The organism is Bacillus sp. FSL K6-1106, from assembly GCF_038005245.1.
Taxonomy (GTDB): domain Bacteria; phylum Bacillota; class Bacilli; order Bacillales; family Bacillaceae; genus Bacillus; species Bacillus altitudinis.
In genome coordinates, this window is the sequence record NZ_JBBOSV010000001.1 from 1,416,944 (window position 1) to 1,430,398 (window position 13,455).

The window sequence follows — 13,455 nt, forward strand, 5'->3', positions numbered from 1 at the left end:
TATTCGCCAATTCCTGTCCACAGCGAACGAAAAAAAGCGGCACATCTTGTCACATTTAGCCCCTTTGTCACATTTTATTCAAAATAAAAAAGCGCCGATTGAATCGGCACTTTTTGACAGGCAATTATACTGCGACTTTCTCATAAGCACGAAGATACTTTTGAATATCTCCTGCTCCCATAAAGACCAAGATCGCATTTTCATGTGCTTTCAGCACAGATGTCTCTTCTTCTTCAATCAATTGGGCTTGCGGAATTTTTTCCCGCAAATCTTCAATGCTTAGTTTCCCAATGTTTTCACGAGCTGAGCCGAAAATATCACAGAGGTATACATAGTCTGCTTTTTTCAGACTGTCCGCAAATTCACTTAAAAATTGCTGTGTACGAGTGAAAGTGTGCGGCTGGAAGACTGCTACAATATCACGGTCTGGATACTTTTGGCGAGCTGCTTCGATCGTGACTTCAATTTCAGTCGGATGGTGCGCATAATCATCAATTAAGACTTGTTCACCGACTACTTTTTCATTAAAGCGTCGTTTCACACCGCCAAATGTCGTTAAAGCACCTTTGATGAGCTCTACATCAATGGCCTCATAGTGGCATAATGCAATGACCGCTAATGAGTTAAGGACATTGTGGTTTCCGTAAGCAGGGATGTAGAAGGTATCATAAAACGTATTACGTACAAATACATCAAATGTCGTGCCTTCTGTGTTTTTCACAACATTTCGTGCTTGGAAATCATTTTCTTCATTGAATCCGTAGTACACAACAGGTACTTTTGCTTGGATCTTGAGCAGATGCTCATCATCACCGCAAGCGATGATGGCTTTTTTCACTTGAAGTGCCATGTTTTGAAACGCATCAAACACGTCATCAATATCCGTGAAATAATCAGGGTGATCAAAATCAATATTGGTCATGATCGCATAGTCTGGATGGTAGCTGAGGAAATGTCTGCGGTATTCGCACGCTTCAAATACAAAATACTCGCTGTTTTCTTTTCCCATTCCAGATCCATCACCGATTAAGTAGGAAGTTGGTTTTGCCGCTTGCATCACATGTGCAAGCAGACCTGTTGTCGATGTTTTACCATGAGCACCAGTAATTGCAACGTTTGTGAATGAATCCATGTATTCTCCAAGAAATTTATGATAACGAATGACAGGAATCCCTTCAGAAAGAGCACGCTCAATCTCAGGATGTGTATCTGGGAATGCATTTCCTGCAATCACCGTCATCCCTGGCTGAATATTATCTGGGTCAAATGGAAGAATTTTAATATTTCGTTCTTCTAATGCTTTTTGTGTAAAGATATGTTTTTCGATATCCGATCCTTGGACAGTATACCCAGTATCATGAAGAATTTGGGCCAGTGGACTCATACCTGTCCCTTTTATTCCAACAAAATGATAAACAGTCATAATTGTACCTCCAACAAACGTCTATCTGACTTACAGTATATGACGCTCATTTCAATTTGCAACTTGTGATTTTTGTCTCTAGCTGATCACAAATCGCAGCTCCAAATAAAGATTTTTTTCCGATCTTCCTATTCTAATCAATATTAACTATGATTAGTATCCGACAACTTTCCCATTTCTAACACCTGCTTTCGCTCATTTTCGTTAAAAAGCGTTCAGACAGGCATGCGAAAAGCGTCCAATTCAAAAATTGCACCTATGTGCTATCATACCATGTTTATCAAAAAAATGAAGTGGTTTGTTTAGATCAATTGTTCTAAATCACTCAGTGTCATGAGGACCTCTCTTGGCTTACTGCCTTTTGCTCCAGAGATCATTCCTTCACGTTCCATCATATCAATCAATCTCGCTGCTCGATTGTAGCCAATTCTAAATCTTCTTTGCAAACTGGATGTACTTGCACTATTTTGCTCGATGGCGAATCTGCATGCGTCCATAAACAATTCATCTTCGTCTGTAATGGCAGAGCCTTGGAGCATCAATTCTTCCTGTTCAAAAAGGAACACAGGTTTGCGCTGTTTTCTCACATGCGCTACCACTTCATCAATCTCTCGATCTGATACAAAGTTCCCTTGCAGCCTTGTCGGTTTGCCAGAGCCATTTTCTAAGAACAGCATGTCTCCTTTTCCGAGAAGTTTTTCAGCACCTGCCATATCAATAATGGTTCTTGAATCCACTTGGCTTGAAACAGAGAAAGCAATTCTTGTTGGGATGTTTGCTTTAATGAGGCCTGTAATGACATCAACAGAAGGTCTTTGCGTCGCAATGAGTAAGTGAATCCCGCATGCTCTTGCTTTTTGGGCAATTCGGCAAATGCTTTCTTCGACTTCATTTGGTGCGACCATCATTAAATCAGCCAACTCATCAATGACAACGACGAGATATGGCAGTTTTTCACCCATTTGTTTTTCTTTCACCAGTTCGTTAAATCGTTTGATTTCTCTCACACCAGAGTGTGCAAACAGTTCATAGCGTCTTTCCATTTCATCTACTACCCATTTCAGGGCAGCTGTTGCTGTCTTGGCATCAGTAATAACTGGGCTCACAAGATGCGGAATGTGATTATACGGCGCCAGTTCGACCATTTTAGGGTCGATTAACAGCATTTTCACTTCATCAGGTGAGGCTTTAAACATTAGGCTCACGAGAATGGTATTAATACAGACACTTTTCCCTGAACCTGTTGCTCCGGCAATTAAGCCGTGCGGCATTTTTTGCAAATCAACCACAACGGGCTGACCGGAAATATCCAATCCGAGCGCTGCCGTTAATGGAGATGGGTTGTCTCTAAAGGCACTGCTTCTGATCATTTCTCTCAAGAAAACCATTTTACTGTGAAGGTTCGGCACTTCGATTCCAATCGTGTTCTTCCCAGGAATCGGCGCTTCGATTCGAATATCTTTTGCAGACAAACTGAGTTTGATATCATCTGACAGGTTTGTAATTTTGTTCACTTTCACGCCTGGTTCAGGATGCACTTCAAATCTTGTAACAGAAGGACCTTGCGTCACATGAACAACACTTGCTCTGACATTGAAATTTTTCAGTGTGGCATTGAGCAGTTCTGCCCGTTCTTTCACCCATGTTCCGTCCTCTTCTTTTTGTGCTGGCGGAACGTCTAGAAGGGCTAAACTCGGAAATACATATCCTTGTGCATCTGCCGTTTTCTTCTGTCCTTGCACGCGCTGATCACTTTTTAACATCATGACGTTAAAAGGAACGGTGGAGGTTTGACCGCTTGAGCGCTTTGGCTGTGGAGAAGACGGTTTTGGTTCTTCACGTTTTATTTCAGGCGTTTCTTTAGGTGTTTCCTCAAGTTCTTCTGCCATATCCCCGGCGATCTCTGCTTGTCCAGAGTCAGCAAATTCATCTGATGCTTGTTCAACTGGCATGACTTCATCATCTGTTAATTTTTCTTCCGGCAGAGAATCATCATCTTGCGAATCCTGTATGATCACCGGTTCTTCTTGTTCAAATGCTGCCGCTGACACGTCTGTTTGACTTTCTTCTATCCATGCAGCCTCTGTTGTTTCCCCCATAGCCTCTACTTCATTCTCTTCCAGCACCGCAGTTTCTTCTACCGGGCTTTCTATCTCCATGTCGAGTGCTGGTGATGCGCTTAAAGCTGTTTCAAATGTAAAGCTCTCTTTTTTCTCAGTATCATCTTCAAGCGGAATCATCGGCTCTTCTTGTTCAACGGTGACTGCCTGTTCTTGCTCCATCTCTAGAGGCTCGTTAGATGCTTGAGCTTGCTCCATATGTAAGGATGCTTCCCGGTCGTCTTTGGTCTGTGACAAAGCTTGATCTTGATCCTCTGTCTCACTGAAAGGCTCGTCATATAAACGTTCCATCGTTGATTGAACGTGATCTTGATAAGCGAGTTCCTCTTGCAAAGTAAGCGGCGTCGTGACAGGTTGCTTCTCTACTTGTTCTGCTCTTTGGGCTGACATCATGTCTTCCATACGTTGTTCTTTTCGTATAGACGGGATGTTCATTTGCTGTCTTACATTCCGTTCACGCTCTGCTTCTTCTGATAACAGTGTGACACGCTGTGACGTTTCTTCTGCCGATTTCATTTTGACAGAAGATGTGTCTTCTTTGGCTGCTGCATGTTTTGGACGCATATCCTGGTGGTAGCCATAGATAGGTGAAGGGATTTGCTCTGGTTTAAAAGGCTTTTTATTGAGATCAGGCTGCACTGTTTGTTTTGGCTGATAGGTCGTCTGCTTTGCCTTTGGCTGACTTGGCCGCGTGCGCCTTCTTTCTTGCTGCTTTGCTGCCTCACGTGCAGGTTCATCTGGAACGAGAGGAAAGCGGAAATTGCCTTTTGGATATTCATAATACACTTTCGTATCTTCAACTTTTTTATATTCTTTATGCTGTTCAACAGCTGGCTGCTTTGGTGCAATCGGACCTGTTTCAGGCCTCTCAGCTTTTTCTTCTTTTTTTTCTTCTCCTAAAAATACACTAAAAAATTTATCTAACCAACTCATCATTTATCACTCACTTTAACTCCCCTTACGTTTTCTTGGGCGATTTTTAGTATACCATTGCTTTTTCATGCAGAAAAGCGAGAAAAGTGCTACGCTTTGCTGTTCATGCTGTCTGTAGATGAAAAAAAGTCACTAAGTACGTACTTAGTGACTTTTGGTATAACACATTCTTCGCTCATTTGTACCCGTTTATGGGAGGTTACGCTTCAAATGGTTCGCCAGCTTGGCGGCTTCCTTCTAGAACAAGGATTCCTTTTTCAGCAGGCGCATTCGGAAGATCTAATTCTTTTGCAGAACAAATCATTCCGCTTGAAGGAACACCTCTTAGTTCAGCATCTTTGATCACCAAACCGCTCGGCATCACAGCACCGACCTTTGCAACCACAACATATTGACCTTGATCAACGTTTGGTGCACCGCACACGATTTGTAAGGTTTCATCGCCAACATCTACTTGGCAAATGTTCAGTTTATCTGCATTCGGATGTTTTTCTTTTTCCTTCACATAACCGACCACAAACTTAGGTGATAGATCCACTGTTAATGTTTCACTGACACCGTTGCGGTTTAAAATTTCATTGATATCTTGAACAAGCGTTTCAGAAAGCGGTACAGATCCATTTTCTTCAATTTTCATGTAAGTAGATGCATTGAAAATATTAAAACCTGTTGTTTCTTTTGTGTCTTGATTGAAGATTCTTACGACATCTCCAAACGTTTCATGACCTACTTCTTCTCTTGTTACATCTTTCAATGAAATAAGGAGTGTGTCGCCGACACCTTCTGCATTATAAAAAACGTTCATTCTTCAAAATTCCCTTCTACTGCTGTTTTGGTCTGCTTTTTGCAAGAATAAAGATCGGTTCAAGCTTGCCTTCGTCATATAAAAATGACAAGGCCGTAATCGGAACCGTGCCGCTGGCGAAGAAGCTCATCGACATTTGCCCTAAAATATCATAGCCTGATTCATTGCGTACATCTGCAATGATGAACACATCTTGATGGGGAACGGAAATGGCCATTTGCCCCTCTACTTTTTGCGCATATTCTTGTAAAATCGATTCATTTAAAATTCTGCTTGCATCGTACCCGTCGTTTGCACGGAAGAAATAAAAACGGTTGCCCGCCACTTCATCCATTTTCACCACAGTCTTTAGTGAACGGACGTTAAAACTTGCGGTTTCTCTGATTCGTTCTTTTGTCCAGTTTTCCTTTTGCAGCATCTTCTCGTCAATTAATCTGTAGGTGCTTCCAAGGTCAAGTGCATAGTAGATTCTTGTCTCTGCTGTATGCTCATCAAAAACGAGCGGAATCTCATCACTTGATGTTTCTGGAAAGGACGTTGAACGAATGACCGGATAAATGTGCTTTTCTTTGCCTGAGATGTGCTGCGCTTCACCTTTCATTGCGCTGAGCGCCTCTTTCACATAATAAACGATCTCATCCAGTGTTTCATCAGGCTTTACTTCCCACTTTGCAATAATCGGCGGGAGCTCAAGCGTGATGCCCTTTCCTGTATGTTTATCTTCCACACGAAGCGTATCTTTTTCCCTGTCAAACTGGTGGGTCCAGCTGTCGCTCGTCAGACGGCTTTTCAATTGATTGGCAAGCTGTCTTGATGTCATTTTCGCCATGATAAGACTCTCCTTTCGTTATTTAGAAAGAGAATCTGTTAAAAATGCTTCAATCTCTTCCTTTGTCTTACGATCTTTGCTGACAAAACGGTTGATCTCTTGTCCGTTTTTAAAGACTAAAAAGCTTGGAATTCCGTAAATTTCCCACTCTGCACAAGTGTCGATGAACTGATCTCTATCCACATAGAAGTATTCAAATTCTGGATAGTTTGCTTCAAGCTCTGGCAAAAACGGCTCAATAAATGTGCAGTCCGGGCACCAGTCAGCTGAAAATAGTAATACGGTTAAGTCTTCTTGAATCACTTTTTGTAATTCTTCGTTTGATTCAATTTTTTTCATGTTTGATTCCTCCAGTTTGTATACTTAAATCTCCGAATTGTATATAGCCTTTCTTTCTCATCCATTCTGATACTACCAAACTAATCACTGCCGGGCCAACGATATGCAAGAGAGCAATTGCAAGGAAAACGGAAGGATGAAATCCCATGACTGTGAGTGTCATGAGCTGGCCGACAAGTCCGCTCGTTCCCATACCCGCTCCTGCCGCATTATTGACCATCCCAAAGCCAATGATACCAATTGGCGCAAGAATCAGTCCTGCAATCGTCGGCGGAATGAGAATGAGCGGATTTTTCACAATGTTCGGCAGCTGTAGTTTTGATGTTCCAATGCCTACCGCAGCAAGACCGCCAAAACGATTTTCCCTAAATCCTGCAGCAGCAAAGCCGACCATCTGCGCGCAGCAGCCAATCGTCGCCGCACCAGCAGCAAGACCGCTTAAATCAAGCATCAGCGCAAGCGCAGCACTTGAAATCGGTGAGCTAAGAGCAAGTCCAACAATGGTTGCAACCAGCATGCCCATGATGAGTGGACTTTGGTCAGTCCCCCATACGATCAGCCTGCCGAGCCCTGTCATCACCGCCTGAATCCCAGGGCCGATGAAAGCAGCGGTGAGAAAACCTGTGATAATGGTCACAAGCGGCGTTAAAATAATATCAATTCTTGTCTCACCACTGATGAGTTTGCCTAATTCCACACCAATAAGAGCAGCCACGAAGCTTCCAGCAGGTCCCCCAAGCTCTGCTCCGGCGGCACCTGAAACAACACTTGCGAAAATAATTAAAGGAGAAGCGTTTAAGCGATAAGCAACCGCTACGCCAATTGCTGGTCCCATCAGCCCCATTGCGAGCGTTCCCATTTCCACGATGAGAGGAAATGATAACATGCCGCCTGCTGTTTTTAAAATCAGCCCTACCACTAATGTAGCAAATAGACCTAAAGCCATATAAGAGAGTGCATCAATAAAATAGACCTTTGGCGAAAGGGAAATACCCTTTCTTTTTAAATAAGTCATCAACGTCGTCTTCCTGCTTTCTCATAGGAAAGACGAAGAGGCCTGTCCTTCCCATTATATGTAGTCTTCTTACGATGAAAAATAGTCTCTACCATGAATATCATAATCATATTTTTTTTGCTTTATCAAGCACTTCTTGTGTAACATGAAAAGAAACAGGGCAAACCTTTACTAAGTTTGTGCACAAGGAGGAGATTGTTATGCAATTAACGGTTTATTTAGCTGGAGAAATTCATAGCCAGTGGCGCGATGAAATTAAGGAAAAAAGCCAGTCTTTGAAACTACCAGTGACGTTTGTTGGTCCAATGGAGAATCATGACCGATCAGATAACATCGGAGAAGATATTTTAGGCGGGCAGCCAAATGCCATCTTGAAAGACGATGCGGCTTCTGATTTGAACAATTTCCGCACCGAACTATTATTAAATAAGGCAGACGTTGTCATCGCCCGCTTTGGTGAGAAATATAAACAGTGGAACACGGCAATGGATGCTTCTTCTGCCATCGCCAAAGGAAAACCCCTTATTTTGATTCGTCCTAAAGAATTACATCATCCACTAAAGGAACTATCAAACAAAGCAAATATCACTGTCGAAACAGTGAATCAAGCAATTAAGGCGTTGTCATACGTGTTTGAACAAGAATAAGAAAAAGGGCTAAAATGAACTTGATTTTAGCCCTTTTTCTTCTTTTCAGCGTGATAGAAAATCTTTGCAGCCCTAGGAAGGTCGAGTACCGGCGCGGAGCGAATTTGACATTCGTGAGCACCGGCACGCAGGACTGACAAAGAATGCGAGGATTTGTCTACACGCTGAAGGCTGTGCTCTTAAAAGAGGCAGCCTTTTTCTTATCGTTTACACTTGTTGATAAATCGAATCCACCGTGCTTTGATCACAATTTTTCACAAGACGAACAATTAATTCTTTTGCCGCTGCATAATCATCCACATGCAAGACAGAGTGACTTGTATGAATGTAACGCGCACATACACCAATAACAGCAGACGGTACACCTTGATTTGAGATATGGACACGTCCAGCATCCGTACCGCCTGGCGATACGAAATATTGATATGGAATATTGTTTGTTTCGGCTGTATCGAGGACAAATTCTCTCATGCCTCGGTGCGTAATCATCGTGCGATCATAAATACGAAGAAGTGCACCTTTTCCAAGCTGGCCAAATTGTGATTTGTCTCCCGTCACATCATTTGCGGGACTCGCATCTAGAGCAAAGAACAGATCAGGCTGAATCATATTCGCAGCTACCTCAGCCCCTCTGAGCCCTACTTCCTCTTGGACGGTTGCGCCTGAATATAGCTGACATGAAAGAGCTTCGTCTTTTAATTCTTTCAATAATTCAATGGCAAGTCCGCACCCATAGCGGTTATCCCAAGCTTTGGCTAAAATCTTTTTTGGATTGGCCATTGGGGTAAAGACCGTTGCAGGAACGATTTGCTGCCCTGGGCGAACGCCAAGCTCTTTCGCTTCTTCTTCACTGTCTGCACCAATATCAATCAGCATATCTGACGGTTTTACTGGTTTGCTTTTTTGTTCTGGTGTCAGAAGGTGAGGAGGTGTGCTCGATACAACGCCCGGAATTGGCCCGTGATCCGTATGAACATCCACACGCTGCGCAAGCATCACTTGACTCCACCAGCCGCCAAGTGTTTGAAAACGAATCATTCCGTTTTTCGTAATGGATGACACCATAAAGCCGACTTCATCCATATGACCAGCCACCATAATCTTCGGCGCGTTCTCTGGGCCTTTGCGGACACCAAACACTCCGCCAAGACGATCCTGTATGAGTTCATCGGAATATTTCTCAAGTTCCTTTTTCATAAAAGCACGCACATGGTGCTCATTACCTGGAGTTCCTTGTAGTTCTGTTAAATTTCGGAAAAGCGACATTGTTTCTTCGTTCATTTGACAGTTACCCTCATTTCTATGTAATGACCATATAAATTCCTATAAAAATAACACTCACTTTATACTATAAGAATTCTTTCGGTTTTCCAAGTATCTCTCCAGAAATTTTGAATATGCTTTCAAGTATTCGGATTTCTTAACATCGCTGGACAAGTTTTGTATAATGGAAAAAACAGCAATACGGAGGTGCAGCACGTTGAAGTTAAAACATGTTCTGATTGGTGCGAGTATTGGCGTAGCCGCTGCAATTGTTGCAAAGAAAGTCTTTTTCCCGACGTATATCTCGTCTGAAAAAGCGTTAAAAATTGTGAAATCCGCTTTTAAACAGCGCGGTCCGATTGATGGCTCTTGGATTTATACTGTACCAGAACCGTATACCGTAAATGGTGAAACGATTGATGTGTACAAATCTGGCATTACACGCTCTGCCTTTGGCGAGCTGGAACAGTATGAAGTCATGATTGATGCAAAAACAGGCATGATCGTTGATGTCATTGATTCTGTTGCTTAATAAGAAAGCTTCGCAAAGACAAGTCCTTGCGAAGCTTTTTTTAGATGGCTTTGATTTTTTTGTATACAGGGTGCCACATGGCGTCTTGCACAGCCTGAATGAGGTCATCAGGGGTTTCTTCCGCAATTCCTTCGTCAATCGCTGCTTGTGCCACACGGACAGCCACTGTCGCTGAAACCGTTCTGAGCTGATCAACACTTGGAAGCATCGCAGCACCCGGTTTTCCGACATTGACCATGCTCGCAATCGCTTCAGCACTCGCAACAAACATGCTGTCTGTCATGAGGCGAGCTTTACACACAATCGTTCCAAGACCAAGCCCTGGAAACACAAGGGCATTATTTGCCTGCCCAATTTCATATGTCACACCGCCATATTCAACGGGATCAAACGGGCTTCCCGTTGTGACAAGCGCACGTCCTTCTGTCCATTCAATGAGATCTTCCGGCTTTGCCTCTGAAAGGGGTGTCGGGTTAGACATCGGTAAAATCGCTGGCCGCTCTACATGTGACGCCATTTCTTTCACTATTTCCTCTGTAAATGCCCCACCTACAGTTGAGGTACCAATTAAGATCGTAGGTTTCGCCTGCTTCACGACCTCTAACAAATCAATTGAATGCTTTGGACCATTACGTGCATAATCCTTCACTTCATCAGAACGTCTTGCATACGGCTTTTGGAATGGCTGAATGTCGGGTGAATCATCTGTGAGCAATCCCGTTTTATCAATACACCAGAAATGATCATATGATTCCTCTTCTTTGACACCATCTCGCACGATGGCATCACGAATTTGCTCGGCTATACCAATCCCTGCTGTACCTGCTCCAAAGATCACGATTCGGTGATCTTTCAGCGGAACCTTCGATGCTTTTGCACAAGCCAGAACGGCAGCAAGTGAAACGGCTCCAGTTCCTTGAATATCATCATTAAATGTACAAATACGGTCCTTATATTTTTCCAAAATGGCGCGCGCATTTTTTGTACCGAAGTCTTCCCAGTGAAGAAGTGCATTTGGAAAAGTCGCACGGGCAAGCTCAACATATTGATCAATAAACTGATCATAGCGCTCTCCTCGAACGCGGGAGTGCTGATTTCCCACATAAAGCGGATCATTTAAAAGGCTTTCTTGGTTGGTTCCAGCATCAAGCACCACTGCCAGTACACGGCTAGGATCAATACCTGCTGCGGCTGTATAAACAGCCAGTTTTCCGACTGAAATCGCGATTCCACCAACACCCCAGTCACCGATGCCTAAAATTCCTTCTGCATCTGTTGCGACAATGAGATCAATTGATTCATCCACTCCGTAAGATGCAAAAATTTCTTCCATTCCTTCTAGGTCATCAATGGATAAATAAATTCCTCTTGGCTTTCTATACTCGTGGCTGTAACGCTGAATCGCTGTTCCTACGGTCGGTGTGTAAACAATCGGCAGCATTTCTGCCAAATGCTCATTTAATAATTTATAAAAGAGCACTTCATTTCTGTCATGAAGCGCAGTTAAATAGACATTTTTCCCAAGTGCGTCTGGCTGTGCTTTGAACTGTTCATATGCACGCTTTGCTTGATCTTCTAGTGTTAACACCTTCGGCGGCAGAAATCCCTTTAACCCAAGCTCTTCCCGCTCTTCCTTTGTAAATGCGACCCCTTTGTTTAAATAAGGGACAGACATGACTTCCATCCCTCTTAACGGTGTCTCGATGACATCACCATGTACACGATAAAATTGATTCACCTGCACTCTTCCTTTCACAAGTTCATTTTGTCGTTATTTTGTGTGAAAGGCGAAAAAACATACAGATGATCTTTTATCTTCCGGTTTCTCTTTTGACCTCATGGGTCATTGCCCCGTCTTCATTCCACTTTACAGCACGGTAGATGGCATCATGATAAAACAAGTACCATGCATTGTTTTCTTCGGCAAATGCCTGCCATTTTTGCTTCGCCGGGATCGAGGTCATTGGATAATCATCGTATGCCAAGACCCAAAGCGGGTTTTTATGAGCGTGTGTCGGCATGATATCCGCTAAATGAATAGCTGTTTCTCCCTGACTTGTGAGCGTTAAGATGCTATGCCCATTGCTATGTCCACCTGTATGATGCAGGCGAATGCCTTCTGTTACTTCGATGCTATCTTCAAATGTCATGACTTGATCGGCAACCGGCTCCCAGTTTTCTTTCCAATATGTATTTCTTGAGCGGATGTTCGGCGCTCTCATTTCGTCCCATTCAATTTTGGACGTGATGATTTTGGCCTGCTGAAAAACAGACACGAGCTCATCGCCTTCACGTTTTGTCAGCCCGCTTGCATGATCAAAATGCAAATGAGTCATTAAGACGTAATCTATATCAGATGGGCGCAAACCGAGAGTCGCAAGTGATTCTTCTATTTTCGTTTCCTCTGTGACACCATAATTGCGTTTTTGTTTCTCTGTCAGCTTCCCTGACCCGATGCCGGAATCTACTAACAGATGAAGACCGTTCCACCGTATGAGCATTGGATCACACCGTAATTCAATTTGATTTCGATCATTCACAGGGTATTTTTTTGACCATAATGGCTTTGGCACCACGCCAAACATGGCACCGCCATCCATGTGTGTATCTCCCCCATTTAACCAGAACAGTTCCATTTCACCTATTTTCATTGTCTCCATTGCTGTCATCCCTCCTTTTTCTATCGTAGCAAATACAAAGGAAAATCGCATGTGCTAATCTTTTTATCAAAAAAAAGCTGACCGCAATCGTTCGTTGCAGCCAGCTTTGTTCGCTTGTTATTCAGGGAATTTTACTTCTGATCGATAGATCGGTTGTCCCATGGAAGAGAATTTCTCTTCATATTCTGTCATGACATTTCCTTCGAGACCATCCTCATGTAAATCAAGGCTCACATATGTTAAAAGGAGTCCGTAAGACGAAAAGCTTTTCAAGGAATATTCAAATAGTCCGCGGTTATCGGTTTTGAAATGTAATTCACCGCCTGGACGGAGGATCTGTTCATATCGCTTTAAAAAGGCTTTAAACGTCAACCTACGTTTTTCATGCCTTGATTTTGGCCACGGATCAGAGAAGTTCAAATACACCCGATCAATCTCATTTTCCGCAAAGACATCTGTCAGTGTCTCTGCGTTGATGTTTAGAAGCTTTACGTTTTCTACATCTGTTTCTTTGATTTTATCGACTGCCGTCACAATGACACTTTTAAATAATTCAATGCCGATATAGTTTATCTCAGGATGAAGCTTGCCCATTCCGGCAATAAAACTCCCTTTTCCTGTACCGACTTCGATATGGATTGGATGATCATTTCCAAACAGCTCATGCCATTTCCCTTTGTATTGTTCAGGGTTGGCTAAAGCAATATGAGCATTTTCAGCTAAGTAATCATCCGCCCATGGTTTATGTCGCATTCTCAATTTGATACACCTCTATTTTCTTTACATTTTATCAAGATACCATGAAACATAAAGTGCCGCAAGACAGCATCTTATCCGCACATATGAAAAAGACCAGCTGCTAATTGGGCTGGTCTGCTTCATGTATAAA

The 13,455-nt window shown here is 42.9% G+C and carries 12 protein-coding genes; 2 read left to right on the forward strand and 10 right to left on the reverse strand.

Annotated features, from left to right (window positions below; genetic code table 11):
- Positions 1-124: 124 nt before the first annotated feature.
- The 6 genes from murC to MHI20_RS07395 all read right to left on the reverse strand — a co-directional run bounded on the left by murC (position 125) and on the right by MHI20_RS07395 (position 7,464).
- Complete coding sequence (murC, locus tag MHI20_RS07370) at positions 125-1,423, reverse strand: UDP-N-acetylmuramate--L-alanine ligase (RefSeq protein ID WP_008343047.1); 1,299 nt, start codon at positions 1,421-1,423, stop codon at positions 125-127.
- A gap of 302 nt (positions 1,424-1,725) precedes the next feature.
- Complete coding sequence (locus tag MHI20_RS07375; protein WP_340937389.1) at positions 1,726-4,479, reverse strand: DNA translocase FtsK; 2,754 nt, start codon at positions 4,477-4,479, stop codon at positions 1,726-1,728.
- Positions 4,480-4,675: 196 nt separating this feature from the next.
- On the reverse strand, positions 4,676-5,281 hold the full coding sequence (gene ytpR / locus MHI20_RS07380; protein WP_007501813.1) for a YtpR family tRNA-binding protein: 606 nt from the start codon (positions 5,279-5,281) through the stop codon (positions 4,676-4,678).
- A gap of 16 nt (positions 5,282-5,297) precedes the next feature.
- Entirely contained in the window at positions 5,298-6,110 is an 813-nt protein-coding gene (locus MHI20_RS07385; RefSeq protein WP_268360681.1) for a DUF1444 domain-containing protein, read from the reverse strand.
- A gap of 18 nt (positions 6,111-6,128) precedes the next feature.
- Entirely contained in the window at positions 6,129-6,449 is a 321-nt protein-coding gene (locus tag MHI20_RS07390; protein ID WP_003217665.1) for a thioredoxin family protein, read from the reverse strand.
- The gene (locus MHI20_RS07395; protein ID WP_173408206.1) at positions 6,436-7,464 is read right to left on the reverse strand and encodes a PTS transporter subunit IIC; all 1,029 of its coding nucleotides are present in this window, start codon (positions 7,462-7,464) and stop codon (positions 6,436-6,438) included. Before MHI20_RS07395 ends, MHI20_RS07390 begins: the two co-directional genes overlap by 14 nt.
- Positions 7,465-7,664: 200 nt before the next feature.
- Here MHI20_RS07395 and MHI20_RS07400 point away from each other — a divergent pair, with 200 nt between their 5' ends.
- Complete coding sequence (locus MHI20_RS07400; protein ID WP_007501817.1) at positions 7,665-8,111, forward strand: YtoQ family protein; 447 nt, start codon at positions 7,665-7,667, stop codon at positions 8,109-8,111.
- A gap of 207 nt (positions 8,112-8,318) precedes the next feature.
- Here MHI20_RS07400 and MHI20_RS07405 read toward each other — a convergent pair whose 3' ends face one another.
- Positions 8,319-9,392 carry a M42 family metallopeptidase gene (locus MHI20_RS07405; RefSeq protein ID WP_017358321.1) on the reverse strand — a complete coding sequence of 358 codons (1,074 nt, stop codon included), beginning with the start codon at positions 9,390-9,392 and terminating at the stop codon, positions 8,319-8,321.
- Positions 9,393-9,591: 199 nt separating this feature from the next.
- Here MHI20_RS07405 and MHI20_RS07410 point away from each other — a divergent pair, with 199 nt between their 5' ends.
- On the forward strand, positions 9,592-9,906 hold the full coding sequence (locus MHI20_RS07410) for a PepSY domain-containing protein (RefSeq protein ID WP_003217759.1): 315 nt from the start codon (positions 9,592-9,594) through the stop codon (positions 9,904-9,906).
- Between the two features lie 40 nt (positions 9,907-9,946).
- Here MHI20_RS07410 and MHI20_RS07415 read toward each other — a convergent pair whose 3' ends face one another.
- The 3 genes from MHI20_RS07415 to trmB all read right to left on the reverse strand — a co-directional run bounded on the left by MHI20_RS07415 (position 9,947) and on the right by trmB (position 13,325).
- Positions 9,947-11,644, reverse strand: a complete 1,698-nt coding sequence (locus MHI20_RS07415; protein ID WP_008343042.1) for an NAD-dependent malic enzyme — start codon at positions 11,642-11,644, stop codon at positions 9,947-9,949.
- 73 nt (positions 11,645-11,717) lie between these two features.
- Positions 11,718-12,566 carry a YtnP family quorum-quenching lactonase gene (locus MHI20_RS07420; RefSeq protein WP_251185171.1) on the reverse strand — a complete coding sequence of 283 codons (849 nt, stop codon included), beginning with the start codon at positions 12,564-12,566 and terminating at the stop codon, positions 11,718-11,720.
- 117 nt (positions 12,567-12,683) lie between these two features.
- Entirely contained in the window at positions 12,684-13,325 is a 642-nt protein-coding gene (gene trmB / locus MHI20_RS07425; RefSeq protein ID WP_025207815.1) for a tRNA (guanosine(46)-N7)-methyltransferase TrmB, read from the reverse strand.
- Positions 13,326-13,455 lie beyond the last annotated feature (130 nt).